This window comes from Paraburkholderia sp. HD33-4, from assembly GCF_021390635.1.
Classification (GTDB): domain Bacteria; phylum Pseudomonadota; class Gammaproteobacteria; order Burkholderiales; family Burkholderiaceae; genus Paraburkholderia.
The window spans coordinates 1,257,871-1,282,325 of sequence record NZ_JAJEJS010000002.1 but is presented as its reverse complement, the minus strand read 5'-3'; the positions used below and the strand labels follow the sequence as shown (position 1 = coordinate 1,282,325).

Sequence of the window (24,455 nt, the reverse complement as noted above, 5' to 3'; positions counted from 1 at the left end):
CGACGGGTCAGAACTTCAGGCTGTTGAGGAACTGGAACCACAGGTTGCCCAGTGCGCCTGCCGGATGCATGTCGCTGACGGTTTCATCGTGCTTCGCGTGGTTCGCGCGTTTGGTATGCGGCGTGTCGTGAGGGGCGGTTTGCGAAGCCGTGCCGGTGTCTTGCCCGGTTTGCGCCAGTTCGGACTCGGCCGCCTCAGCTCGCGCTGATTGCGCGCCGTTCGCGGTCGTTCCCGCGCGCTGCGCATTTTGCGCGACGTCAGCCTCGGCGCGGCGTGCGGCCTGCAATGCCGCGACGCTATCGGCGATTTGCGCGGCGCGCTGGGGTTCGCATTGCCGCCCGAGCAGCACGCCGAACAGCACGTCGCGATTGTGGCCCTGGTCGGCGAAGCGGATCGCGATCGACACCATCTCCGCATACGCGGCTTCGTCGGCCGCGCGAGCCGCAGCCTCACGCTTCGCCTGCGCGCGTTGCCGGCGCGTATGCTGCGCCTCCCACTCGCGCATCTGTTCGGCGTAGACCGCGTCGTAGACCTTGCGCTGCTCGGCATCGGACAGGATCGCGTACGCGTCCTTGATGTCCTGGAACGCCGCGCGCGCCACGTCCTCGGCACCGTGGTTGCGGTCCGGATGCCATTTCATCGCGGCTTTCCGGTAGGCCCGCTTGATTTCATCGTCGGTGGCGTGCGTGGGCACGCCGAGCGTGTCATACAGGGTTGCCATGCTGGGCTCGATCTCGCAGAAAAACCATGCGGGCATCGTAGCATGCTAAAAGCGGCGTCATCGTGAAGCGACCTCCACGCAAGCACGCGCATGGCGGCATCGCCGCGATGGCTCGGCGGCCCATCGCCCATCAACGATCCACGAAAAAAAGGCCCCACCACTTGCGTAGCGAGGCCGAGTCCCATGTCTAAGGAGATGTCATGGAGGAGACGGGTCCATCTTATCGTCAGACCTGCGCGCGCCCAACCAACGGTTCGCCATATGCTTATCGGCCGCGCGCTCACGTGCATTGCAGGGGGGCTTGGCGGCCTGCGACCGCACGGTTATATCGTTAGAACAAAAAGTCGCTTAGCCGCGCGGCGACCGCTCATTAAGATGACGCTTCAAAGTCCGGTTCGCTCCGGCCGGTCGGTTCGAGGCCGTGCACGTGCGTTGCCAGCGCTGCATGAGTTCCGCTTGAACCGCGCCGTGAACCGTACCGTGAACCGCAATCGAAGGAGCATCACGTTGAGCAGATCCAATCACTCCCGGGCGCCGCTCGTCGTCGGCATTGGCGGCACGACGCGCGCGGCTTCGTCGACCGAGCGCGCGCTCGCCTTCGCGTTGCGCGGCGCCGAAGCGGCGGGCGCGCATACCCGCCTGTTCGGCGGCACCTTCCTGCATAGCCTGCCCCACTACGCGCCGGAACAGCCGGCCCGCACCGACGAACAACTCGAGCTGATCGAGGCCGTGCGTCGCGCGGACGCGGTGATCATCGCCACACCGGGCTATCACGGCGGCGTGTCCGGGCTCGTGAAAAACGCGCTCGACACGCTCGAGGAATTGCGCGCCGACGAGCGCCCGTATCTGGATGGCCGCGCGGTGGGCTGCATCGTCACCGCCTACGGCTGGCAGGCGGCGGGCTCCGTGCTGACGTCGCTGCGCTCGATCGTGCATGCGCTGCGCGGCTGGCCGACGCCGTTCGGTGCCGGCATCAACACGCTGGAGACGCGCTTCGATAGCGCGGACAGTTGCTCCGATCCGAAGGTGGTCGAGCAACTCGCGACCGTCGGCCAGCAGGCCGCGCAGTTCGCGCTCGCGTTCAATGCACAGCATGCTCACGGCACCCCCGCCGCATCGAGCCACTCCACTGCGAGCCCGGCCTCCGCGCAAAGCACTTCCATCGCAGCGGACGTCCGTTCCGCACGCGTCCTGCACGCGGTCTGAAACACTCCCCGGTCACCGTGACGCCGCCGCGAAACGCGCGCGGCGCCACGCTTTGCCCCGAGCGACCGTGCGCCACATAACAGACACCTCGCCCCCACGCGCATAGAGTCACCGAACACAGCGACTTTGATCCAATCCGGGCCTTTGATTACCACTCCCGCCCCGCGCTGATTTGCTTCCGACGAAAGATTGGTTCACCCGCTGCGCAGCGCGCCCTACGCTTGACCCTGCCCGCCGCTTCACTCACCTCCGGCAATGACAGGGCCGCGCCGCACGCATGGGTATTCCGCACAAGAAATGCGGACACATAGAGAAGTCAAGATCATGAACTCACACATCCGCTACAAGGGCTACGAGGTCGAAGCCGCAACGCAACTGCTCCCCAACGGATTATTCGCCGCCAATCTGACGATCGAGCAGCGCGACGAAAATACGCGCAAGGCTTATTCGTTCGACGCGCTCGACTACTTCTTCGACGAAGAGCATGCGCTCGCTTATGCGTCCGACTGGGGGCGCATGTGGATAGACAATCACCAGTAAGCGGATCGCAGAGCGCATCGCCATTCATAACGGCGAGCGCGACGCGGGTTGTGCATCACCCGGCATCGGCTTTCGGGCGGATGTGCCAGAATAGGTGAACCCTTGCGTTCGCTGCCTGCCCGCGTGAGCTGTCCGCAACTTCGACGGATGCAGTCGAAACTCGCGCCGCCCGCGACGCATCCATCGATACGGAGACGCCGGTCATGACATGGACCGTCGACGCACAACTCGCGCTCAGCGCGACACAAGCGGTCGAGGCGCTGCAATCGGGCCGCCTCAAAGCCGCCGACTACGTCGCCACCCTGCTCGCGCGCGCCGCCGCGCTCACGCGCCTGAACGCGCTCACCACGCTCGACTTCCACGGCGCGCTCGTCGCCGCGCAGCGCATCGACGCATTGCCGCCGGCCGAGCGGGCGCGTTTGCCGCTCGCCGGCTTGCCGGTCGTCATCAAGGACAACATCAACACCGCGGGCCTGCCGACGACGGCCGGCACGCCCGCGCTCGCGGGCTTCGTGCCGAAGACCAACGCGCCATCGGTGCAACGCCTCGTCGATGCGGGCGCGATCCTGCTCGGCAAGGCCAACATGCATGAGCTCGCGTTCGGCATCACGAGCACCAACCTCGCCGCGCACGCGGGGCCGGTGCGCAACCCGTACGATCCGTCTCTAATGCCGGGGGGCTCGTCGGGCGGCACCGCGGTCGCGATCGCCGCGCGCATCGCGCCCGCCGGACTCGGCACCGACACCGGCGGCTCGACCCGCATTCCGGCCGCGTTGACCGGCACCGCGGGCTTGCGTCCATCGGTCGGCAATGGCGGCGCCGAGCGGCGCTATCACGACCCCAACGCGGTCGTGCCGATCAGCCATACGCGCGACACCGTGGGCCCGATGGCGCGCAGCGTAGCCGATCTGGCGCTGCTGGACGGCGTGATCACCGGCGACGGCGGGTTGCCCGCGATTGCGCTCGACGGCCTGCGCATCGGCTTGCCAGCGCCACTGTGGGACGATCTCGAGCGACAGGTCGAGGACGTCGCGCGGGCCGCGTTGCACAAGCTCGAAGCGGCAGGCGTCACGTTCGTGCAGGTCGCGATGAATGAGTTGGAGCATCTGAACGGGATGGTCGGCGGTCCGCTCGCGATTCACGAAGCGCGCGGCGACGTGCTCGCGTGGCTCGTCGCGAATCAGGCGCCGGTGCAAACCGTTGCCGAGCTGGCGATGCGCATCGCGAGCCCGGACGTGCGCGCGATCTACGACGACGTGCTCGCCGATGCGCTCGGCTCGCACTACTCGGCGGCGCTCAATTACTGGCGGCCGCGGCTGCAAAGCTACTTTGCCGCGACGTTCGCGAATGCCGGTCTCGACGCACTGCTGTTTCCGACTACGCGGCTCGTGGCGGTGCCGATCGACGATCTGAACGGTTCGTCGACGGTCACGATCGATGGCGGTCCGCCGATCGATACGATGGAGGCGTTCCTGCGCAATACCGACCCGGCCAGCACGTCCGGCATTCCGGGGCTGTCGCTGCCGGCGGGAATCAGCGCGAGCGGGTTGCCGGTCGGCCTCGAACTCGATGGGCCGCTCGGCTCGGACCGGCGGCTGCTGGCCATCGGCGTCGCGTTCGAACAGGTACTGGGCGCACTGCCGGCGCCGGTGCTTTGAAGCCCCTGTTTCACGCGCACGCCATCGGCTTTGTGCTTTAATGCCTGCGCGTTGGAGCCCGCCTTCCGACGCCTTGCCTGCCTGAACCTCACCCTAAGCGACGATGACGAACTCCGCCACCGCCCTCTCATCTCGCGGCCTCGCGCGCCGCGTCGTTCACTGGACGGCCGTTCTCGCGGTCACGTTAGCCGCCAGCGCCTGCGCGCGCCTCGCGACGGTTGATTCCAACGCGCTGTGGAAGATCGTCGACATTCGCTGCGTGCCGTCGCAGCAAGCCACCGGCACGCCGGGTCAATGCACAGTCGTGGATCTCGACAAACGCTACGTCGTACTGAAGGATATCGCGGGCCGCTCGCAGTTTCTTCTGATGCCGACCGATCGCATCACCGGCATCGAAAGTCCGCTGATCCTCACGCCGGATGCCATGGACTACTGGAGCGACGCGTGGGATTCGCGCCATTACGTGCAGCAAGCGGTCAAACGCGAGTTGCCCGACGATCAGCTCGGCCTCGAAATCAACTCCGAATCTCGACGCTCGCAAAATCAGCTGCATATCCACATCGATTGCATGCGGCGTGAAGTCAGCGCCGCACTTGCCAGGCACGCCCACGACACGCCCGGCGAATGGCGCTGGGACACGCTGGATGGCGAGCGCTACCGGATCATGCGCGTGAGTTCGCTGAGCGGTACCGACAACCCGTTCAGGATCGTCGCGCGCGACAATCCCGATCCGGCGACCATGGCCACGCAAACGATCCTCGTCACCGGCGCGGGACCCTCCGCGGCTCAGGATGGCTGGCTGATCGTCAACAGCGGGATCGACGTCGATGGCGGCAGCGGCACGGCCGAAGGGCTGCTCGATCATGCGTGCCAGGTGGCGGACGAGCATTGAGCGTTGACCGGATACGCACTATCCGCGCGTGCCTTTCCACGATTGCGCAGATGCATTGCTCAATAAAATGGTTCGGGCGCGCTGCATTGCCCCGTACGATCGGTCTGAACCTGCGGGTCAACACCGCGGGTTCGAACATGCATTCGGACCGATTCAACGATGGCGATCTATCTCGACGACACCCAGCGCAACGATATCGACCGTCTGGCCGCAAGCCGGGCCTGGCGCACGCAATGGCCGACATGGGTGCTGATCGTCGTGATCTACGGTGGCTGGTTCGGCGTCGCCACGCACGCGCGTCTGCTGGGTCTGCCGCTGACGGCCGCGCTGCTGGCCGTATTCGGCGCATGGTACATGTCGTTGCAGCACGAGCTGTTGCACGGTCATCCGACGCGCTCGCGATTCGTCAACGCGCTACTCGGATTCGCGCCGCTCGCGGTGTGGTTTCCTTATCGCGTGTATCGCGACTCGCATCTGCGTCATCACGACGATGCGCATCTGACGGAGCCCGGCAACGACCCGGAAAGCTATTTCGTCAGCGCAGCGGAGTGGCAACGCGCGGGAACCGCGATGCGCGCGTTGCTGATTTTCCGCAATACGTTGATCGGTCGATTGCTTTGCGGGCCGGCGTTTTCGATTGCCGCGACCGCTGCGCAGGCGCTCGGCAAGATTCGCGACGACGATTGGCGCGACGTGCCCGCATGGCTCGCGCATCTCGCCGCGCTGGTTGCGCTCACCGCATGGTTACAGCAGGTGTGCGGGATACCGGCGTGGGTGTTCATCGTCGGCGCGGGGTATGGCGCGCTCGCGCTTGCATCGGTGCGTTCGTTTCATGAGCATCGGGTCGCGCAGGAGCCCGCGCATCGCACGGTGATCAATGAAGCGGGATGGTTGTGGCGGTTGCTGTTTCTGAACAACAACTATCATCTGGTTCATCATGACTTGCCGCAGGTGCCGTGGTTTGCGCTTCGGGAGGTCTATGAGAACTCTCGCCAGCAGTATGTCGATCGCTCCGCAGGCTTTCTGGTAAAGGGTTACAGCGAATGGATGAAGCATTTTTCCTTGGCTTCGGTAACGCATCCGGTCGCTACCTCTGGGTCCAGCGACTTCCGGGAAAATCCGCCAGCTTCCGCCAGTTTTGCAGGTAAATTCATGGTAGTTGCCCCTCACGGAGCTCGCCGTGAAGCTCGCCTATCCGTTCCTGCTGAACGCGAAGCCCCAAGCTAGGCCGTATAAGCTCACCGACCGCGATTCGATGTATTTATACGTATCCGTTACGGGTACAAAGACGTGGAAATTTGACTACCGGCTGGATGGCAAGGCGTGTACTTTCACCCTAGGGCGCTTCTATGACCTAATGCAATCGATCGCAAAGCGCAAACCGCTTGCGCGCGATGAACGCAAGGCCGACGGTGCTCCCTATATCGCGATACGGCTCCGCCAACACCTCGATGCAATATTCGGGCGAGCGATTATCAGCGGGCGAGCCGACGCGAATCCTGTTAAATATAAGAGTCAGTTCTAGCTCTGGCCGGAACTAACATCTCCGAACCGTCTGGGATTTGTTCCCGCCATCTTTTTTACCTCTGCGACCGTTTCATGTCCTTCATGCCCGCAAGGTGCTAGCTTTGCTAATGTGACGAGTTGTTCATTCTTTCCTAGTCCCACTTTTGCGTCCGCACGTGATCGCGGCTTCCTTTGACCTTGTTATGTTCATCGACGAACACTAGATTTGGCTTCCATCCCGCCGTCAGCTCCACCTCGTCGGCCTCCGCGAACGCTGCGATGATGATGAGATCTCCGAGGTGCGCGCGCCGCGCGGCCGAACCATTCAGTGAAACCATGCCGCTGCCGCGCTCGCCCTTGATCGCATAGGTCGAGAAGCGATCCCCATTGTTGACATTCCATATGTCGATACGCTCGTTCTCGACGATGTTCGCCGCTTCGAGCAGATCTTCGTCGATCGCGCACGAACCCTCGTAATGAAGCTCACAGTGCGTGACCGTGGCACGATGAATCTTCGACTTCAGCATGTTTCGTCGCATGGCTAATCCTTTTACTTTGCGGTGCGTAAGCCGCGCATTGATTTTCCCAAGACCGCGGGCGTACAGACATTTCGAGTTTATCGGCAACGGAGAACGCGAGACCCACGTCGGCCCTGTTGTCAATGAGAGATGACGACCTTACCCATAAAGGCTCGGTCGTCGAAGTGGCGCCAGGCATCAAGTGCACGCTCGAATGGAAACACGGTGTCGATTACCGGCTTCAGTCCGGATGCCGTGATCGCACGCACGAGATCCCGCAGCCCAGCACGGTGGCCGACCGAAATCCGGTAGAAAATGCCACCGCTGCGAAACAGATCGTTGAAACCGAGGTCCACGGTGTCGGAAGCAAGAAAGCCGATAAGCGCAATCTCGCCACGACTCGCCACGGCCTTAATGGACTGCGCGAGCGTACCTGCTCCGCCAACCTCAAGGACGCGGTCGACGCCGCGTCCCTCGGTTAGCTCGCGGACCCGCTCGCCCCATGCCGGCGTCTCCACATAATTGATGACTTCGTCTGCGCCGAGTGCCTTGAGGCGCGCCGCTTTTTCCGCCGAAGAGGTTGTCGCAATTACGCGCGCGCCAAACAGCCTCGCGAGCTGAACTGCGAATACAGAGACGCCGCCACTACCCTGCGTCAACACGGTTTGTCCGGGACGCAGCGCCCGCAATCCCGTCAATGAGGTCCATGCAGTCAGCGCAGCACAAGGCAGGGTCGCGGCCTCTTCAAACGAAAGGTCTGGCGGGGCAGCGATGACCGCTTCCTGACTAACGACTTTAAGTTCGGTCAGCCAGCCATCGCGGTGCGAGCCGTAGCTTTCCGAGCCGAGCGTCGACGGTGGATCTCCACCATACCAGCGCGGATGAAACGTGTTAATGACACGATCGCCGACCTTAAAGTCTGTAACGCCCTTGCCTACCGCGAGAATTTCACCGGCAGCGTCGCTAAGAGGGATCAGTCCGGTCTGCTGCCCGCGCAAGTAGGTGCCATGGATCATCGCGATGTCGCGATAGTTGAGAGACGACGCGCGCACACGCAGCAGCACTTCGCCACGCTCTGGCTCTGGCGTAGCCTCGTCGTGAAGCGTCAGATGCTCGAGACTGCCTGGCCGGTCGAAACGATATACTTTCATCTGGACTCGCTACGAAATCGCACTATGCAGACCTCTTGCCGGCAATGGGCTTACGGGCCTCGCGCGAATGGTTCGCCCGATGGACGCTAAACCTCTCGCCGCCCCGACCATTGGCAATGCAAGCTTCATGCCGCACCGCGCTTTCACCCAACATTGCTTAGCAAACCTCATCCGCAGCCAATTTCTGTCGTTTGGGCGTGCCGCGGAGGTTGGAAATGCGAATTGCGCGAGTGACCCTGACAACTACAGCTGAGTGTTTGCGCCAGACGCATAAACTGCTTTTGCGCACGAACTGCATCTGCCCGGCGTCTCGCACTAGCCACCATGCTGAAAACTGCGGGACGCCAGTTCCTGAAAGGCAGTCCGTCAGGAACCCCGATGGCATGCCATTGGCGGAAAACACCCTCTACGTGAGCGGTGCACCAGCCGCGCGCCAATGACCACTCAGTTGCGACGGTCGCCGTTCGCCGGCGCCCCGCTCATCGTCCGGACCGGGTAGCGTTGCCGCCCCCGGGCATTCGCTCTCATGCCGATCACCACTCCGCTCAATAGACAAATCGCAACGATAAAGGCGAGGATCAGTTGATAACCACCGCCGTTCAAGGCGAGCAGTGATGCGAGCGTAATGGGCGCAAATCCGGCGCCCACGGTCGACGCGGTCTGCAACCCCAACGATGCGCCGGTGTACCGGGAATGCGTGTCGAACTGTTCGGCGAGATAGGCGGCAGAAGGACCGAGTACGGGGCCAATCACACAGACGTTCATGAGCAGGAAGCCGACGGATGTTTTGAACACGTCGCCACTGGCCAATAGCAACAGAAAGGGATACGCGAGCACAGCGCCCGCAGTAATGCCGAAAATCAGCACGGAATGACGACTGAACCGGTCCGACAGATATCCGCACAGGACTTCGCTGACCGCGCAAAATACCGCGCCTGTGGCTTGTATTGCCAGCACCGACGAAATCGGCAGGCCGTGCTTTCTCGCATAGGTGAGTCCGAAGGAGGCGACGAGACTGTATAGCGTGAACGGTCCGAGCATTGAGATGAATCCGGCCAGCAACGGTTTTGGCGCGCGCAGAACGTCGAGAAGCGGCGGCTTGTGCGTGGCTCCGGTGGCTTGACGTTTGCGTTGCGCTTCGATGAACAATGGCGATTCCGCAACCCGAATGCGCATCCAGAAGCCCACACCGACCAGCACGGAACTAAGCAGGAACGGAATGCGCCAACCCCATGCGAGAAACTGCGACTCCGGAAGCAACGCGAATAGACCAAGGACCGCTGCCGCGAGCATGGTTCCGGCGGGTCCTCCGGCAACCGAGCAACTCGACGCGAAGCCGCGGCGGTGCTTTGGCGCATGCTCGAACGCCATCAGCGCACCTCCGCCCCACTCGCCACCGACCGAGAGGCCTTGTAACATCCGCAGAAACACCAACGCTGCGGGCGACCATGTACCGATCTGCGCACTTGTCGGCAAAATTCCGATCAGCGTAGTCGAGACCCCCATTGTGATTAAGGTGGCAATCAACACCGATTTGCGGCCATACCTGTCGCCGAAATGCCCGAAGATGGCTGCACCCAATGGACGGCTCAGATAGCCCACTGCCAACGTGCCGAGCGATGCGATCGTTGCCATCGTGGGCGTCAAGTTGCTAAAAAACAGCCGGCCAAATATAAGACTTGCCGCCGCAACGTAAAGCAAAAAATCATAGTACTCGATGGCGCTGCCTATACAGCTCGACAGCAGAACGCGACGCAACTCCTTTCGGCGAGTTGCGACTGCGGCGGACTGTGAGGAACCAGCGGAATCTCTCATGTTCGTCTCCATCACATCTGTTTTGTAAATCCGGCTCGTCACGTTTGACGTGCGGGATTTGGCTTCTGTGCGATTCGAACGCGCACAGCATGTCTCGCACGACCGGCGGACACTACTCATCTTCCAGAACTGCCAGCGGTAAGTCGGCATTCAGTCTATCGACCGCAATTTCCACTGTCGCTTCGGTTTTTTTTGGAGGCCCGTAAGTATTTCTGACGTCGAACGCGGCGGTGCACGAGCCAACTTTTTCCCGTGCTGTAGTGAGGACGAGGCATGGCCTAACCGGTCACGTTGTCCGCGATGCGGACACCCCTGTCACAGGGTTGTCTGCGCTGCGCGCACTCGCCGCCCACGTGCAGCGGGAGAACCCCTTTTTATCGGCAGCACCGCAATGGCACGGTCTTTGCCCTACAGCTCGCACCCGATCTCGTCCTGCCTTTCCCTCGGTGCCCTCACTCATGAATTGCAATGTCGCCGCACTCTCGTTCCAGCATGTATCTTCCGAACTGAGGCTCTTCTGCGGAGAGGACAGCCTGGGCCTGCTATCGCGCGAGCTCGGCCGGTTCGACTGCCGCCGAGTCGCTGTCGTGTGTGGGCAGTCGGTCGGCGCATCGCATCTGATCGAGACGTTGCGCGCGACCCTGGGTCCCCTCTTCGCCGACGTCTGCAAGACAGTTCAGCCCAACAGTCCAATTGCGGCAGTGGCAGCCACCGCTAATGCCCTGAAGAACCTGGACGCGGATGGCGTGATCGCAGTGGGCGGCGGCTCGGCTGCTGTAACGGCGCGCGCCGCCAGCATCCTGATGGCCGAGCAGACGCCAGTGAAAGACCTCTGCACCACGCGGGATACGAATGGTCACTTGCGCAGCCCGAAGCTCGATAAACCGAAGCTCCCGCAGTTCGCGATTCCGACGACGCCAAGCACTGCGTTCGTCAAAGGCGGTAGTGCGGTGCTTGACCCGAGCGGCCATCGGCTGGCGCTATTCGACCCGAAGACACGCGCGAAGGCGGTCATATTGAGTCCGGCTTTTCTGCAAACGTCGCCCCCGGCACTCGTCCGTGCAGCGGCGTTGAATACGCTCTGCACGGCGGTCGAGGCGTTGTCATCGCCGACCTGCGACGCAGTTTCAGAGGCAATGCTCAGACAGGCTGTCCGCTTGACCGCGCAACATCTGCCGAACGTGGAAAGCGACACCTCGGCGCGCCTTCAGGCAGCCATAGCCGCCGTGCTATGCGGGCGTGGAACCGACAACGGCGGAGGCGGCCTTGCGTCAGCACTGGGGCACGCGATCGGACACCGCTACAGCGTCGACAACGGGACGGTCAACACCATCGTGTTGCCGTATACGATGCGGTTCAACGCGGCGCATGTGGAATCGACCACAGCAAGGATAATAGAAGCGCTCGATTTATATGGCGGCGCGCTGACGTGTTCCCCGCCTAGTGAAGAGCAAGCGATTGCCAGTCTGAACGCAATACTTGACACACTTCCCGTCCCCCGCCGCTTGCGCGATATCGGCGTGGCACGAACGGACCTTCCATCGATATCGTGCGAAGTCATGTCCGACTGGTTCGTCAACCGAAACCCCCGCCCGGTGACAAGCGCGGAAGAGGTGACCGCCGTGCTCGAAGCGGCATGGTAGGACTCGCGCGTCGGGCGAGCGGCAATGCGCAACCATGGAACTTAGACACTTACGCTACTTCATCGCGGCAGCCGAGGAGCAGCACTTCGGCCGGGCGTCGGATCGACTGCATGTCACGCGACCAGCCGTATCGCAGATCATCTCGGATCTCGAGGCGGAGATCGGTGCTACGCTCTTCGTGCGGTCCCCGCAGGGCGTGAAGCTCACTGCCCCGGGGCGCACGCTCCTGCCAAAGTTGCAACGCGTCATGGACGACCTTGCCACAGCGTTCGCGCTGACACGGCAGGTTGCGGAGGGCAAAAGCGGCTCGCTCACCCTCGCGTATGGCTCGCTGACGTTGCTGCATCCGATCTTTCGTGCAGTCATCAAGCATTTTAGCGAAGCGTATCCCGACGTTACGCTTTCGCTCGTGGAAATGCTTTCGTCGCAACAGCCTCGGGCCCTCGCCGACGGCACTATTCAAGCGGGCTTCATGCATTTCGGACCGCTGCCAGCGCTCGCTGACGACGCCCTTAGAGAAGGCGTTCTCCCTCTGGAGCAGATGACGCTCCGGTGGTATCGCATTCAGACCGGGAAGTTGGGCGTCATGCTACCGCCTGAGCATCGGCTCGCAACGCGCCCCTCGTTATCGCTGGCTGAACTCTCGAGCGAGCGCTTCGTCGTCGTGCCGCGCTCGAGCAGCACGCCCGGTTACGGTCCGTTGTTCGCGCTTTGCCAGAAGGCTGGCTTCGAGCCGAATATCGTTCAGCGGGTCAATTCGATCGCAGCCCAGATCAACCTCGTATCGGTCGGCATGGGCATCGGCCTCACAGTCATCGGCAAGGAATTTCGCTACCCATCCAGCGTGACTGTCGTGCCGCTCGATGGTGTGAACTACCAGACCAGCTTCGTGTTCGCCTGGGCCGAACTCTGCACAGACCCGATCATCGAACGCATGCTAGGCGTCATCAAACAGTGGACCGAAAGCGCATAACTGGATATCGCGTCTCTGCGCTTTCATCATTCGCTTCTTCATATTGCGCCCACATTGCATCACTCGCGCCTCGTTGTGCACATGACGATGAAGAGCTTGGTGTCACCGTGTGCCCTCTGCACTGTGCTTTCGCCACCGCACCCCCATCAGCCGCAGTTACCGCGCGGCAAGAAAAATCGACTCGACGTGAACAGCCGCGCAATGGAAGATTGGTCTCATGCGCTAGTCCACGTGGTTCATTGCATCGCGCGTCTTTCGGCATCGCCGCGCTATCCGATTCGAAGCGAAAGAGCGTCCGGGAGTGTCGGCGCCGCACCCGCGGGAGAGCCAGTATCAGTTTAAAAACATAGGAGGCAAACAATGTTTGATCCGTCAGCGTCCCCCGAGATCGAAGCTGTTCGCGACATGGTCGCCCGCTTTATGGATAGCGAAGTGGTTCCGGTTCTGGAAAGTTACGAGAAGCGCCGTGAATTTCCACGGGAACTGGTGCGCAAGGCCGGTGCGGCCGGTCTGTACGGCGCAGTATTTCCCGAGGCGGTTGGCGGTAGCGACATGGGGTACCTCGCTGCTACTGTCATCCAGGAGGAGATGGCGCGTATCGATGTGCGCTTTGCTCACTGCAACAACCAACAGGGCTCGTCCTGTCCCAGTTGCATCTACTTTGGCGGGACGCCGGAACAGATCGGAAAGTATGTGCCCGACCTTCTCGCCGGCGAGACGATCGGCATGATGTCGCTCACGGAACCAGGCGGCGGCTCCGACCCGGATGGCAACATGAAGACTTTTGCGCAGCGCGACGGAAACGTCTATCGCATCACGGGGCAAAAGATGTTCGCGTCCATGGCCGGGGAGACCGACGTCGGCGTGCTGTTTGCAAGGACTGACCGGACGGCGGGCGCGAAGGGCGTATCCGCGTTCATCGTCCATCCCAAGCAGTATCCCGGCTGGCACGCACAACCCATCGACACGGTCGGATTGTCGAAAGCCTTCCGTACCACGGTTCTGTTCCTCGACGATTTCATCGTGCCGGTGGAAGACAGGCTCGGCGAAGAAGGCGATGGCTTCAAGATCGCCATGCACGGATTGCAGCCCGGTCGCGTCACGGTGGCAGGCAAAGCGTTGGGTGTCGCGCGGGCCTGCTTCGAGGATGCCGTGCGCTACGCGCAGGAACGTACGCTGCGCGGCCAGCCGATAGGTCATTTCCAGATGATCCAGTCGGACATCGCGGAGATGGCGACCGCGATAGAAGCCAGCCGCGCACTCGTGTACAAAGCCGCCTCGTTCCTCGACGAAGGTCTGCCATCCAATCGCATGGCGGCGCTCGCCAAATACCATGCGTCCCAAACGGCGAAGCTCTGCGCGGACAAGGCGATGCAGATCTTCGGCGGTTATGGCCTCGCGCGCGAATACCGTGTGTCATGGCTGCGCGCCTATGCCGACATGTTCTTTACCGGCGAGGGCTCGGCGAACGTGCAGAAAATCATGATCGCCGAGGATGCGTTGGGCTACAAGCTGGCCGACCGTCACCACGGCAAGACCGGCTTGCGCGATATCCGCCGCGACCGCGTGGCCGCCGAGATCAACGAGCGAGCCGCCTGAGGCGGAATACAGCATCGCGGGTCGTGCCAGCCGCGCTTCTCGTCCGCCCACCAGTCGCAGACGCATTCAAACCAAGCTACCGTCGAAGGCTGCATCCATGAATCCGAACACTCCGAAAGCTCTTCCGCTGAAGGGCGTCAAGGTGATAGAACTTAGTCATCTGATCGCCGGCCCTCATTGCTGCCAGATGCTCGCCGATGAGGGCGCCACCGTCATCAAGGTCGAACCGCCAGGCGGCGAGTTGACCCGGCATCGGGAGCCCACTCGCCGTTGCGAGGAAGGGGAAGTCACCGCCTACTACGCATCGCTGAATCGAAACAAGCAAAGCATCGTACTGGATCTGAAGAACCGTGACGGCCTGGGCGTATTCATCAAGCTGCTGGAGACCGCGGATGTGTTCGTGACCAATCTGCGCGTCTCCGCCCTTGCGCGGCTGGGCTTACACCCCGAGATGTTGCGGGAACGCTTTCCGCGCCTGATTATTGCGGTCATTTCGGGCTTCGGCATGAACAACGCGGGAGAACATGCCGAACGCGCCGGCCTCGCGATGGTCGCCGAAGCGATGGCAGGCGCCACTGGTCTGACCCGTGATCATGCAGGCAACCCTGTCTGGTGCGGCTTTGCGCTCGGCGACATCATGGCTGGCGTGTCCGCGCATGCGGGCATACTCCTCGCGCTACGCGATCAGGAACGTCTTGGTGAGGGACACTTACTGGATATTGGCCTCGTCGAATGCATGTTGCCGACAGTGTCTGTCGCGCTCGGGCGGGTGCAGGTGGAAAACAACCATTTCTCGGATTTCGCCGGGTCGAATAACTTCCATGGCGTCCCTTATGGCGCTTTCCCTGCAGCCGATGGCGCAGTGAACATCGGTTGCAATCACGATCAGTACTGGCGCCGGCTATGCGTCGCAATGAATCGCCCTGAACTGGGCACCGACGAGCGTTATGCGAGCTACCTCGATCGGATCAAACGGCAGGGCGAGGTTCATGCCATCACAGAGGCATTCACACGTGCACATACGCGTGCGGAGATCATTGCGAAACTGTCGGAAGCCGATGTGCCGGTCGCGGGCATTCTCAGCATGGAGGAGGTCGTCAGCGACCGCTATCTGCACGAGCGCGGCGCGTTGATCGAAGTCGAAGACGGTTATGGCGGCACGTTCACGCTGCCCTCGAACGTTGTGTGGCCGGGCCAGCAGCAGCCGGCTTCAGGCGTGCCGCACCTCGGCCAACATCGCGACCAGATTTTGTCGAGCGAACTCGGCATGACGACGGCACAGATCGAGCAATTCGCGCGACAAGGCGCTTTTGGAGCGCTCACGCGTGCTGAGCTCGAACACACGAACGTTGCTTCCCGAGCCCAGCGCGATACTGCGATGACAGGTGGCTCATTGGACGGCGCGGCCGCTGAACTCGAAACACGTATCGCAGCAGGTTGACGCGAAACAATGTCCAAACAGCCGATAACAAATGCCGTCGTCGAATACAGTCGAGTTCGGCCGTCTGGCGGTGGCAATAGACGCGTAGCATCAACGTCGGGAAGCTTGCGCCCTAATCGCGATATTTTAGGGCTTCGATCAGCAGCCCCAAGGCGGCCGATTTGAGACGGCGACTTGGGTAATACAAGTGATAGCCCGAAAACGACCGGCACCAATCCGCCAGCACCTGAACCAGCGAACCGTCGGTCAATTCGCTGGTTAAAAAATCTTCCGGCAGATAAGCGAGACCGAGCCCCGACCTCGCGGCTCTAATAATTGTGTGCAGATTGTCGAAGATAAGTTGCCCTTCCACGTTGGCGTTGACGAGGCGCCCTCTTTTCGCAAATTCCCAAGGCCGCAATTGCCCCGTGGATGGCCGACGGTAGTGAATGCAGTCATGCTGCGAGATATCATGCGGTGTCGATGGCTTGGCACGGTGAGCAAAGTAGGAAGGCGATCCAACCACGATCATTCGCATCTCAGGACCCACGCGAACGGCCACCATGTCTTTCCCGACCTCCTCGCCTAACCGGATCCCGGCGTCGAATCGCCCGGTGACAATGTCCGGATAAGTGGAGCCGACTTCAATCTCGAGCTTCACCAAAGGATGGTCGCGAATGAACGTTTCCAGCTTGGGCCACAACAGATCGACTGCATGCTCAGGTGCGTTTATTCGCACTGATCCAACCGGCGTCTCTCGCATCTCCGCCAAAGAGTCGAGCTCGGTCTGGATGTTTGCGAACGCCGGACCCAAGGTTTGCAGCAATTTCTCGCCAGCGTCCGTCGGTGCCACGTTTCGAGTAGTCCGGTGCAACAGTCTGACGCCGAGGCGCGTTTCCAGCCGTCGAATCGCGTAGCTGAGCGCTGACTGGGACGTCTTCAGCTTGACGGCTGCGCGCGTGAAACTGCGTTCCTCGGCTACGGCCGCATACGCGTTCAGATCCAGCAGGTCTTCACGTTGCATCTTGCGCTGCGCCCCCTGAGCCGAAGCATTTCATCGCGCGCAAAGAAACCCAAGGTGTTTCATGCGGTCGATGTATTGGGGACAGGCAAAGCCGGCAAAATCTCACGACCCACCCCATTCATGAATCCGCAGTATAAGCGCCTCGATCGCCAGGAGCAACGAAGGCAACTCCGTGGTGAGCCGCCACCAATCTTGAGTCCGGGTCAGTTTCGGCCTCGCCCAATGAAAATTGCCAGAAAATGTTCGGACGCTAAAGGCTATAGAAAGCCGATGATAGCCTTGACCTCAAGGTACTCTTCCATCCCGAACACACCCATTTCCCGACCATTACCGGATCTCTTGTAGCCTCCCATCGGCGCCGAGGTATTAGCGGACGCACCATTAAAGAAGACCCGGCCGGCCTTCACGGCGCGGCTCATCTGGAGCGCCTTTTTATGATCTCTGGAAAAGACATAGGCACCCAAACCGTACGGGGTATCGTTGGCGATTTCTATCGCTTCGTCCAAGGTTCGATACGTCAGTACGGAGGTGACCATTCCAAAGATCTCTTCCCGTGCGATCGTCATATCTCGAGACACGTCAGCGAAGATCGTCGGACGCACGTAGAAGCCGCGGTCGATGCCTTCAGGGCGGCCGGGACCGCCGCATACCAGCCGGGCACCTTCCGAAATTCCCACATTGATGTAGTGTTGGATCCTTTCGAACTGCGCTCGATTGACTACCGGCCCATGTGTCGTCTCGGGCTGCCTCGGATTGCCGACCCGGAGCTTTTCCACCTCATCGGTGAGATATCCCAGGACTTCGTCGAGTTGCTCTTCATGGACCAGCAACCGGGTCGGAGAGTGACAAGACTGACCGCTGTTGGAGAATCCACGCGTAACGTTGAAAGTCGCCGCGGCTCTAAGATCTGCATCGGGAAGAATAATATTCGGGGACTTGCCGCCCAGCTCCTGGGCAACCCGTTTCACAGAAGGTGAGGCGGCCTGCGCTACCAGAATTCCAGCCCGCGTCGAACCCGTGAATGACACGACGCCGATGGCATCATGTGCGCTGATCGCATGGCCGACCGTCGGGCCGTCGCCGTTGACGAGGTTGAAAATGCCTTCGGGCGCGCCCGCATCGTGAATGACCTCCGCCACAAGCAGTGCGCTCAATGGCGTGTATTCCGACGGCTTCAGAACAACAGGACAGCCAGCAGCGAAAGCGGACGAAATCTTGTTGCAGATGAGTTGAACGGGCCAATTCCACGGCGTGATCAGACCGGCCACCCCGATGGCTTCGCGGCGAATGATGTTTTCACCCAAGCGCGTCTCGAAGCGATAGTCCTTGAGCGTTTCAATCGCTTGCCTGAAAGCGGCCAAGCCTGAGCGCGTATGCTGCTTTAGACGAATAGGGCAGCCCATCTCCTGAGTCAGCGCCGACAGGATGTCGTCTTCCCTGCGTTCGAATTCCGCGGCGATGTTCGTCAACAGATCGATTCGATCCCTCGTGGAACTCTCGCTGAACTGTGCGAAGGCGCCCGATGCGGCGCTTACTGCTTTGTCGACATCTTCCGCAGTACCCATTGCAACGGTTGCAAAAGGCTCCTCGGTCGACGGATCGACCAGTTCAAATGCGCTCGTCCCCAGTGCGGCGACCCACTCGCCGCCGATATAAAACTTGTCATAGTGTCTCATTCTTTCGATGCTCCCGAAGTTGACCGACAATGCATGGCTGGGCGGGCTCGAAAGCCAGCCGCGCTACTCGCAACAGGCTAGCCCGCACCCAGGATGCCATTTTCAAAGACGTAACGAATCAGGCTATGCCACGCATTCAAGATGCGCTTAGTGCGGTGGTCGAGGGTCTAGCGGCCAATATCATGTCGGCCCCTTTCTCGCCAATCATGATGGTTGGCGCGTTTGTATTGCCGGAAGTGACTGTCGGCATGATGGACGCATCCACCACCCGCAAGCGCTCCACGCCGTGCACTCGCAACTGGGCATCAACTACAGCGAGGGCATCTCGTCCCATCTTGCAGGTTCCGGCCGGATGGTATGCGCATTTTCCTTGCTGCTCCATGAACTCCACTAGACGCTCGTCGCTATGGACATCCGGCCCCGGCGACATTTCCCGAACGATGCACGATGCCATCGGCTGCGACGCAAGTATCGATCGAGCATGTCGCAGTCCGGCCAGCATCGCGTGCTTGTCTTCTTCCGCGTGCAAATAATTGGGATGAAAGGAAGGCGCCAGTAAAGGGTCAGCGGAGCGGAGCACGACTTGTCCGCGGGACGCCGGACGGACCCGATATACCGACGCGCTGATCGCATGGTAGGGATCGACTGCGACCGAGCCAGAATCGTTGTGCGTGAATGTCATGGGCCGGAAGCTGATTTCCAGATCGGCGTAGTCGACATCCGGACCGCTCTTCACGAATGCCGCCGCAAGAGAAGATCCGAGCGCCAGATAGCCGCCTTTCGTGGTGACATACCGCAATCCCTGCCAGTATTGGCGCCAGCCGAGCAGGTCGAAGTTGTACGAACTGCCGGGTAGCGTCTGCGCCTTGACATGGACCGAGAAATGATCCTGCAAATTCTGACCGACGCCAGGCGAATCCATGAGAACGCCGAGGCCATGTCGCTGCAACATCGCGCCGTCGCCGATACCCGACAGCATGAGCAGATGCGGTGAGCCCAACGCGCCCGCGCAGATAACGACTTCGCGCAACGCACGAATTTCGCGTACCCGGTCCCGCTCGAGCACCTCCACGCCGCTCGCCTGCCTTCCCTGGAACAGGATGCGTCGCACATGCACGTCAGTGCGCACCGTTAGATTCGCACGGTGTCGCACCGGGGCAACGAACGCATCGTATGCGGACTGCCGGACGCCGTCGCGAATCGTCGCCTGAAGCACACCCACGCCCTCCTCGCCAGCCGAACTCAAATCCGCGACGTAGGGAATGCCTTGCTGGCGGGACGCTTCGATGAAGGCCTCGACCGAGCGCGGCATGACCGCCGGGTCGCTGATCCTCAGTGGTCCGCCCGCACCGCGATAACTGCTGGCGCCCCGCTCGTTATCTTCCGCGCGCTTGAAAAAGGGCAGAACGTCGTCCCACCCCCAACCATCGTTTCCGAGGCTTGCCCAATGATCGTAGTCGCGACGATTGCCTCGGGTGTACACCATTCCGTTGATCGCGCTGCTGCCGCCGAGCGTCTTGCCGCGTGGCCAGTAGACCCTCCGGTTGCGAAGCGCAGGCTCCGGCTCGGTCGAGTAACGCCAGTTATACCGGTCCGACAAAAACAGCCTGGCCATGCCAGCGGGTGTCCTGATCCAGAAGTCATCGGCCGGCGGACCTGCTTCCAGCAGCAACACACGCGAAGCTCCATCGTCTGACAAACGGCGCGCCACCACGCAGCCTGCCGACCCGGCGCCCACCACGATGTAGTCGTAGCTCTCCACCCTTTCTCCTGTTATTTACCAATATGGACCGAAGCTCGGACGCCAACCAGACGAAGCGATCACGCCGCTTTCAACATTTCCTCGATCACTTTCTTCGCGTCACCGAACACCATCATTGTCTTGTCCATGTAGAAGAGTTCGTTGTCGAGCCCCGCATACCCTGCCGCCATAGAGCGCTTGTTGACGATAATCGTACGGGCTTTGTAGGCTTCCAGAATGGGCATGCCTGCGATCGGAGACTGCGGATCGTTCTTCGCCGCGGGATTGACCACGTCGTTCGCCCCGAGGACCAGCACCACATCGGTCTGTCCGAACTCGCCGTTGATGTCTTCCATTTCCTGCACGAGTTCGTATGGCACCTCTGCCTCCGCGAGCAGCACGTTCATGTGGCCGGGCATGCGGCCCGCGACGGGATGAATCGCATAGCGCACGTCCACGCCCTGCTCGATCAGTTTGTCGGTCAACTCCTTCAGCGCGTGCTGTGCGCGAGCGACAGCAAGTCCGTAGCCGGGTACGATCACGACGCTCTCCGCGTTACCTAGCATGAAGGCCGCGTCATCGGCGGACCCGGATTTCACCGGCCTTTGCTCTTGCGATGCATTCGCCGTCGCGCCTCCCGTCTCGCCGCCGAAGCCCCCGAGAATCACGTTGAAGAACGAGCGGTTCATCGCGCGACACATGATGTACGACAGGATCGCCCCAGAAGAACCCACCAGCGAACCGGCGATGATCAGCATCGCGTTGTTCAAGGAGAACCCAATGCCGGCCGCCGCCCAACCCGAATAGGAATTGAGCATTGAGACGACGACCGGCATGTCCGCACCGCCAATCGGGATGATGATCAGAACCCCAAGCGCGAACGCAATCGCCGTCATACAGATGAAAGGCAGCCACGATTGCGTGACGAAGAACGCGACACCGAAGCCGATCATCGCAATCGCAAGAAGCAGGTTTATCAGATGCTGGCCGGCGTAGACCACCGGTGCGCCTTGAAATAGCCGGAACCTGTACTTGCCTGAAAGCTTCCCGAATGCGATGACCGAACCGGAGAACGTGATCGCCCCGACGAACGTTCCGATAAAAAGCTCTACGCGATTGCCGTACGGAATCAGCGCGCCGGGCGCCGCGAGGCTGAATGCGGACGGTTCGGCGACCACGCCATACGCAATACACACGGCCGCCAGACCGATCAGCGAGTGCATCGCGGCGACCAGTTCGGGCATCTTCGTCATCTCGACTTTCGCGGCGATATAAGCACCCGCTGCACCGCCGATCACCAGAGCCCCGAGGAGCAACGCGAGACCGACTGACAAATTCGAGCCAAGATAGGTCGACTGATTCACGATCAGCGCGATTGTGGTCAGCATCGCGATGGCCATCCCGCCCATACCGAACGCATTGCCCAGACGCGCGCTTTTTGGATGAGACAGTCCCTTCAGCGCCTGGATGAAACAGACGGATGCAACGAGATACAGAAGCGTAACGACATTCGCGCTCATTTTTCACCTTCCTTGACCGCAAGTCTGCGAGGCTCTTTCTTTCTGAACATCTCCAGCATGCGTCGCGTGACGAGAAACCCGCCGAACACATTGACCGCCGCCAGCAGCACTGCCAGCGTGCCGAAGAACTTGCCCATGCCGCCGACGGTCAGCCCTGCTGCGAGCATCGCTCCGACGATGACAATGGCCGATATCGCATTGGTCACGGCCATCAGCGGCGTGTGCAGCGCGGGCGTGACGTTCCAGACGACGTGGTAGCCGACATAAATGGCGAGCACGAAGATGATCAGATTGATGATCGTGTGATTGATGACTTCCATTTAACGCATCTCCTGAAGGATCATGCCGCCTCGCGCATCAGTGAGCCGTCGCGCGTGAGCAGTGTCGCGGCCACGATGTCGTCGCTCGTGTCGATTGCAAGCGCCCCCTCTTTCGTCAAAATCAGCTTGAGGAAATCGAGTACGTTGCGCGCGTAGAGCGATGATGCATCGGCGGCGACCATCGAAGGCAGGTTCGTATGGCCGACGATCGTCACGCCGTGTCTGTTCACGATCTGGTCCGGCTCTGTCAACGGACAATTGCCGCCACGCCGCCCGTCCTGCTCGGGACCGCGTCCGGCTGCGAGATCGACCAGCACGGAGCCCGGCTTCATGGCTTGCACGGTGTCGGCGGAGATCAGTGTGGGCGCGGCCGGTCCGGGAATCAGCGCGGTCGTGATGACGATGTCCGCCTGCTTCGCACGTTCATGCACAAGGGCCGCCTGTCGCTGCAGCCACCCTGGCGGCATGGGGCGTGCGTAACCGCCAACCCCTGCCGCCGCGTCGCGCTCTTCGTCGGTTTCGTAAGGCACATCCAGAAACTTCGCCCCGAGCGACTCGATCTGCTCTTTCACAGCCGGGCGCACGTCAGACGCTTCGATTACGGCACCGAGACGCTTTGCGGTTGCGATCGCCTGTAGCCCCGCGACGCCTGCGCCAAGAATCAGCACGCGCGCTGCCTTCACCGTGCCCGCTGCGGTCATCAACATCGGCATGAAGCGCGGATAGAGACTGGCCGCGAGCAGTACCGCTTTATAGCCTGCGATGTTGGCTTGAGACGAGAGGACATCCAGACTTTGCGCACGCGTCGTGCGCGGTGCCGCTTCCAGCGCGAACGCCGTCACGCCGGCTGCCGCCAGCCGTTGTGCGCCGTGGGTATCGAACGGATCCAGCATCCCGACCAGAACGGCGCCGGCTCGCATGCTCGCAAGCTCTTGCCGGCCCGGCGCGCGCACCTTCAACACGAGGTCACAAGACAGCGCGCCTGCCTGATCCGTGAGTTCCGCGCCCACCGCGCGATAGGCGTCGTCCGTTGCGCTCGCTGCCACGCCCGCGCCGGACGCGACACGGACGACATGGCCCTGGGCACAAAGCTTTTTGGCCGTCTCCGGCGTAACGGCGACGCGTGTTTCGCCTGGGATGGTTTCGACTGGCACGCCGATGTTCATGCGCGCGACTCCTGTAGTTGCAAATACTCGAAGCAGCGCGAAGCATGTGCGCGGCTGGACGCCGCGATTACATTCACGCTGGCAGAGCTTGCGGGTTAATGAGGCGAAAAATTGTTGCGAAGCGGCTCAGACTCGCTCGAGCACGACCGCGATTCCTTGTCCAACCCCGATGCACATGGTGCACAACGCGAACCGTCCTCCGCCCACGTGGAGCTGGTTGATGGCTGTCGTAACGAGTCGTGCACCCGAAGCGCCAAGCGGATGGCCCAACGCAATGGCTCCGCCGTTCGGGTTGACGCGGGGGTCGTCGTCCTGCAGCCCTAACGCGCGCAGAACCGCGAGGCCCTGTGCCGCAAAGGCTTCGTTCAACTCGATGACATCCATTCGATCCAGCGTCAGCCCTGCAAGCGCGAGCACCTTCTCAGTTGCAGGCGCGGGCCCGATGCCCATCACGCGAGGCGCCACGCCTGCAGTCGCCATCGCAACCACGCGGGCGCGCGGCGACAGCCCATGACGTGAGGCCGCGGCTTCGTCGGCCAACAGCAGCGCACAGGCGCCGTCGTTGACACCGCTCGCATTGCCAGCTGTCACCGTTCCGTCGGGCTTCACCACGCCCTTCAGCTTCGCGAGCGCTTCGAGCGAAGTCTCCCGCGGATGCTCATCCCGTGAGACGACAACAGGATCGCCCTTCTTCTGCGAGATGGTGACGGGAATGATCTCAGCATCGAAAAATCCTCTCTTTTGTGCTGCCAGCGCCCTTTCCTGCGACGCCAACGCCATCCGGTCCTGCGCCTGCCGCTCGATGCCGTAAACGGTCGCCACGTTTTCGGCGGTCTCGGGCATTGAGTCGACGCCGTATTGCTCTTTCATCAGGCGGTTGACGAAACGCCAGCCGATCGTCGTGTCGTACACGGCGCTTGCGCGGCTGAATGCCGATTCGGCTTTTGGCATCACGAACGGTGCCCGGCTCATACTCTCGACTCCGCCGGCGATCATCAAGGCCGCCTCGCCTGACTTGATGGCCCGCGCGGCGCTGCCGAGCGCGTCGAGACCCGATCCGCACAGCCGATTCACCGTCGAACCCGGCACTTCCAGCGGCAATCCAGCCAGCAGGCTCGCCATGCGCGCCACATTGCGGTTGTCTTCGCCTGCCTGATTCGCGCATCCATAAATCACGTCCGCGACGGCAGCCCAATCGACGTTGGGATTGCGCTCCTTCAGCGCCTTCAGCGGTATCGCGCCGAGATCGTCAGCGCGTATTCCGGAAAGTGCGCCGCCGTAGCGTCCAAACGGTGTGCGAATAGCGTCGCAAATATAGGCTTCTATCGTCATGATCTCGATTCGTGGATGAGCAAGTGTCTTCTGA

General features: G+C 61.5%; 21 protein-coding genes. 10 read left to right on the top strand and 11 right to left on the bottom strand.

Going from position 1 to position 24,455, the window contains the following annotated elements:
• Window positions 1–7: 7 nt before the first annotated feature.
• Window positions 8–721, bottom strand: a complete 714-nt coding sequence (locus L0U84_RS25680; protein ID WP_233853847.1) for a J domain-containing protein — start codon at window positions 719–721, stop codon at window positions 8–10.
• A 507-nt stretch (window positions 722–1,228) separates the two neighbouring features.
• Between L0U84_RS25680 and L0U84_RS25675 the strand changes: the two genes are divergently transcribed.
• From L0U84_RS25675 to L0U84_RS25650, 6 genes are all read left to right on the top strand, one after another.
• Window positions 1,229–1,927, top strand: a complete 699-nt coding sequence (locus L0U84_RS25675) for an NADPH-dependent FMN reductase (protein ID WP_233853846.1) — start codon at window positions 1,229–1,231, stop codon at window positions 1,925–1,927.
• A 324-nt stretch (window positions 1,928–2,251) separates the two neighbouring features.
• On the top strand, window positions 2,252–2,467 hold the full coding sequence (locus L0U84_RS25670) for a hypothetical protein (protein ID WP_008917353.1): 216 nt from the start codon (window positions 2,252–2,254) through the stop codon (window positions 2,465–2,467).
• A 203-nt stretch (window positions 2,468–2,670) separates the two neighbouring features.
• Window positions 2,671–4,125: an indoleacetamide hydrolase gene (gene iaaH / locus L0U84_RS25665; RefSeq protein ID WP_233853845.1), complete on the top strand. Its 1,455-nt coding sequence runs from the start codon at window positions 2,671–2,673 to the stop codon at window positions 4,123–4,125.
• Between the two features lie 103 nt (window positions 4,126–4,228).
• The gene (locus L0U84_RS25660) at window positions 4,229–5,017 is read left to right on the top strand and encodes a CDP-diacylglycerol diphosphatase (RefSeq protein ID WP_233853844.1); all 789 of its coding nucleotides are present in this window, start codon (window positions 4,229–4,231) and stop codon (window positions 5,015–5,017) included.
• Window positions 5,018–5,176: 159 nt separating this feature from the next.
• Complete coding sequence (locus tag L0U84_RS25655) at window positions 5,177–6,244, top strand: fatty acid desaturase (protein ID WP_233853843.1); 1,068 nt, start codon at window positions 5,177–5,179, stop codon at window positions 6,242–6,244.
• On the top strand, window positions 6,198–6,542 hold the full coding sequence (locus L0U84_RS25650; protein WP_233853838.1) for an Arm DNA-binding domain-containing protein: 345 nt from the start codon (window positions 6,198–6,200) through the stop codon (window positions 6,540–6,542). Before L0U84_RS25655 ends, L0U84_RS25650 begins: the two co-directional genes overlap by 47 nt.
• Before the next feature lie 133 nt (window positions 6,543–6,675).
• On the opposite strand, the gene panD is transcribed toward L0U84_RS25650, so the two are convergent.
• From panD to L0U84_RS25635, 3 genes are all read right to left on the bottom strand, one after another.
• Window positions 6,676–7,062: an aspartate 1-decarboxylase gene (gene panD / locus L0U84_RS25645; RefSeq protein WP_233856803.1), complete on the bottom strand. Its 387-nt coding sequence runs from the start codon at window positions 7,060–7,062 to the stop codon at window positions 6,676–6,678.
• Between the two features lie 119 nt (window positions 7,063–7,181).
• A complete protein-coding gene (locus L0U84_RS25640; RefSeq protein WP_233853836.1) occupies window positions 7,182–8,192 on the bottom strand; it encodes a zinc-dependent alcohol dehydrogenase family protein in 1,011 nt (336 codons plus the stop codon).
• A 444-nt stretch (window positions 8,193–8,636) separates the two neighbouring features.
• Entirely contained in the window at window positions 8,637–10,007 is a 1,371-nt protein-coding gene (locus L0U84_RS25635) for an MFS transporter (RefSeq protein ID WP_233853834.1), read from the bottom strand.
• A 458-nt stretch (window positions 10,008–10,465) separates the two neighbouring features.
• Here L0U84_RS25635 and L0U84_RS25630 point away from each other — a divergent pair, with 458 nt between their 5' ends.
• The 4 genes from L0U84_RS25630 (at window position 10,466) to L0U84_RS25615 (ending at window position 15,663) form a co-directional block, all read left to right on the top strand.
• Complete coding sequence (locus L0U84_RS25630; RefSeq protein WP_233853832.1) at window positions 10,466–11,650, top strand: iron-containing alcohol dehydrogenase family protein; 1,185 nt, start codon at window positions 10,466–10,468, stop codon at window positions 11,648–11,650.
• 34 nt (window positions 11,651–11,684) lie between these two features.
• Complete coding sequence (locus L0U84_RS25625) at window positions 11,685–12,623, top strand: LysR substrate-binding domain-containing protein (protein WP_233853830.1); 939 nt, start codon at window positions 11,685–11,687, stop codon at window positions 12,621–12,623.
• A gap of 360 nt (window positions 12,624–12,983) precedes the next feature.
• Window positions 12,984–14,222, top strand: a complete 1,239-nt coding sequence (locus L0U84_RS25620) for an acyl-CoA dehydrogenase family protein (RefSeq protein ID WP_233853826.1) — start codon at window positions 12,984–12,986, stop codon at window positions 14,220–14,222.
• A 97-nt stretch (window positions 14,223–14,319) separates the two neighbouring features.
• Complete coding sequence (locus L0U84_RS25615; RefSeq protein WP_233853824.1) at window positions 14,320–15,663, top strand: CaiB/BaiF CoA transferase family protein; 1,344 nt, start codon at window positions 14,320–14,322, stop codon at window positions 15,661–15,663.
• 112 nt (window positions 15,664–15,775) lie between these two features.
• Here the strand turns inward: L0U84_RS25615 and L0U84_RS25610 are convergent, their stop codons facing one another.
• The 7 genes from L0U84_RS25610 to pcaF all read right to left on the bottom strand — a co-directional run bounded on the left by L0U84_RS25610 (window position 15,776) and on the right by pcaF (window position 24,421).
• A complete protein-coding gene (locus L0U84_RS25610) occupies window positions 15,776–16,666 on the bottom strand; it encodes a LysR family transcriptional regulator (protein WP_233853823.1) in 891 nt (296 codons plus the stop codon).
• A gap of 257 nt (window positions 16,667–16,923) precedes the next feature.
• Window positions 16,924–18,342: an aldehyde dehydrogenase family protein gene (locus L0U84_RS25605; protein ID WP_233853822.1), complete on the bottom strand. Its 1,419-nt coding sequence runs from the start codon at window positions 18,340–18,342 to the stop codon at window positions 16,924–16,926.
• Window positions 18,343–18,478: 136 nt separating this feature from the next.
• Window positions 18,479–20,104 carry a GMC family oxidoreductase gene (locus L0U84_RS25600; protein WP_233853821.1) on the bottom strand — a complete coding sequence of 542 codons (1,626 nt, stop codon included), beginning with the start codon at window positions 20,102–20,104 and terminating at the stop codon, window positions 18,479–18,481.
• Window positions 20,105–20,163: 59 nt separating this feature from the next.
• Window positions 20,164–21,603: an NAD(P)(+) transhydrogenase (Re/Si-specific) subunit beta gene (locus tag L0U84_RS25595; RefSeq protein ID WP_233853820.1), complete on the bottom strand. Its 1,440-nt coding sequence runs from the start codon at window positions 21,601–21,603 to the stop codon at window positions 20,164–20,166.
• Window positions 21,600–21,923 carry an NAD(P) transhydrogenase subunit alpha gene (locus L0U84_RS25590; RefSeq protein WP_233853819.1) on the bottom strand — a complete coding sequence of 108 codons (324 nt, stop codon included), beginning with the start codon at window positions 21,921–21,923 and terminating at the stop codon, window positions 21,600–21,602. The genes L0U84_RS25595 and L0U84_RS25590 overlap by 4 nt, the downstream gene beginning before the upstream one ends.
• Window positions 21,924–21,943: 20 nt before the next feature.
• On the bottom strand, window positions 21,944–23,089 hold the full coding sequence (locus L0U84_RS25585) for a Re/Si-specific NAD(P)(+) transhydrogenase subunit alpha (RefSeq protein ID WP_233853818.1): 1,146 nt from the start codon (window positions 23,087–23,089) through the stop codon (window positions 21,944–21,946).
• Between the two features lie 126 nt (window positions 23,090–23,215).
• Entirely contained in the window at window positions 23,216–24,421 is a 1,206-nt protein-coding gene (pcaF, locus tag L0U84_RS25580; protein WP_233853815.1) for a 3-oxoadipyl-CoA thiolase, read from the bottom strand.
• Window positions 24,422–24,455 lie beyond the last annotated feature (34 nt).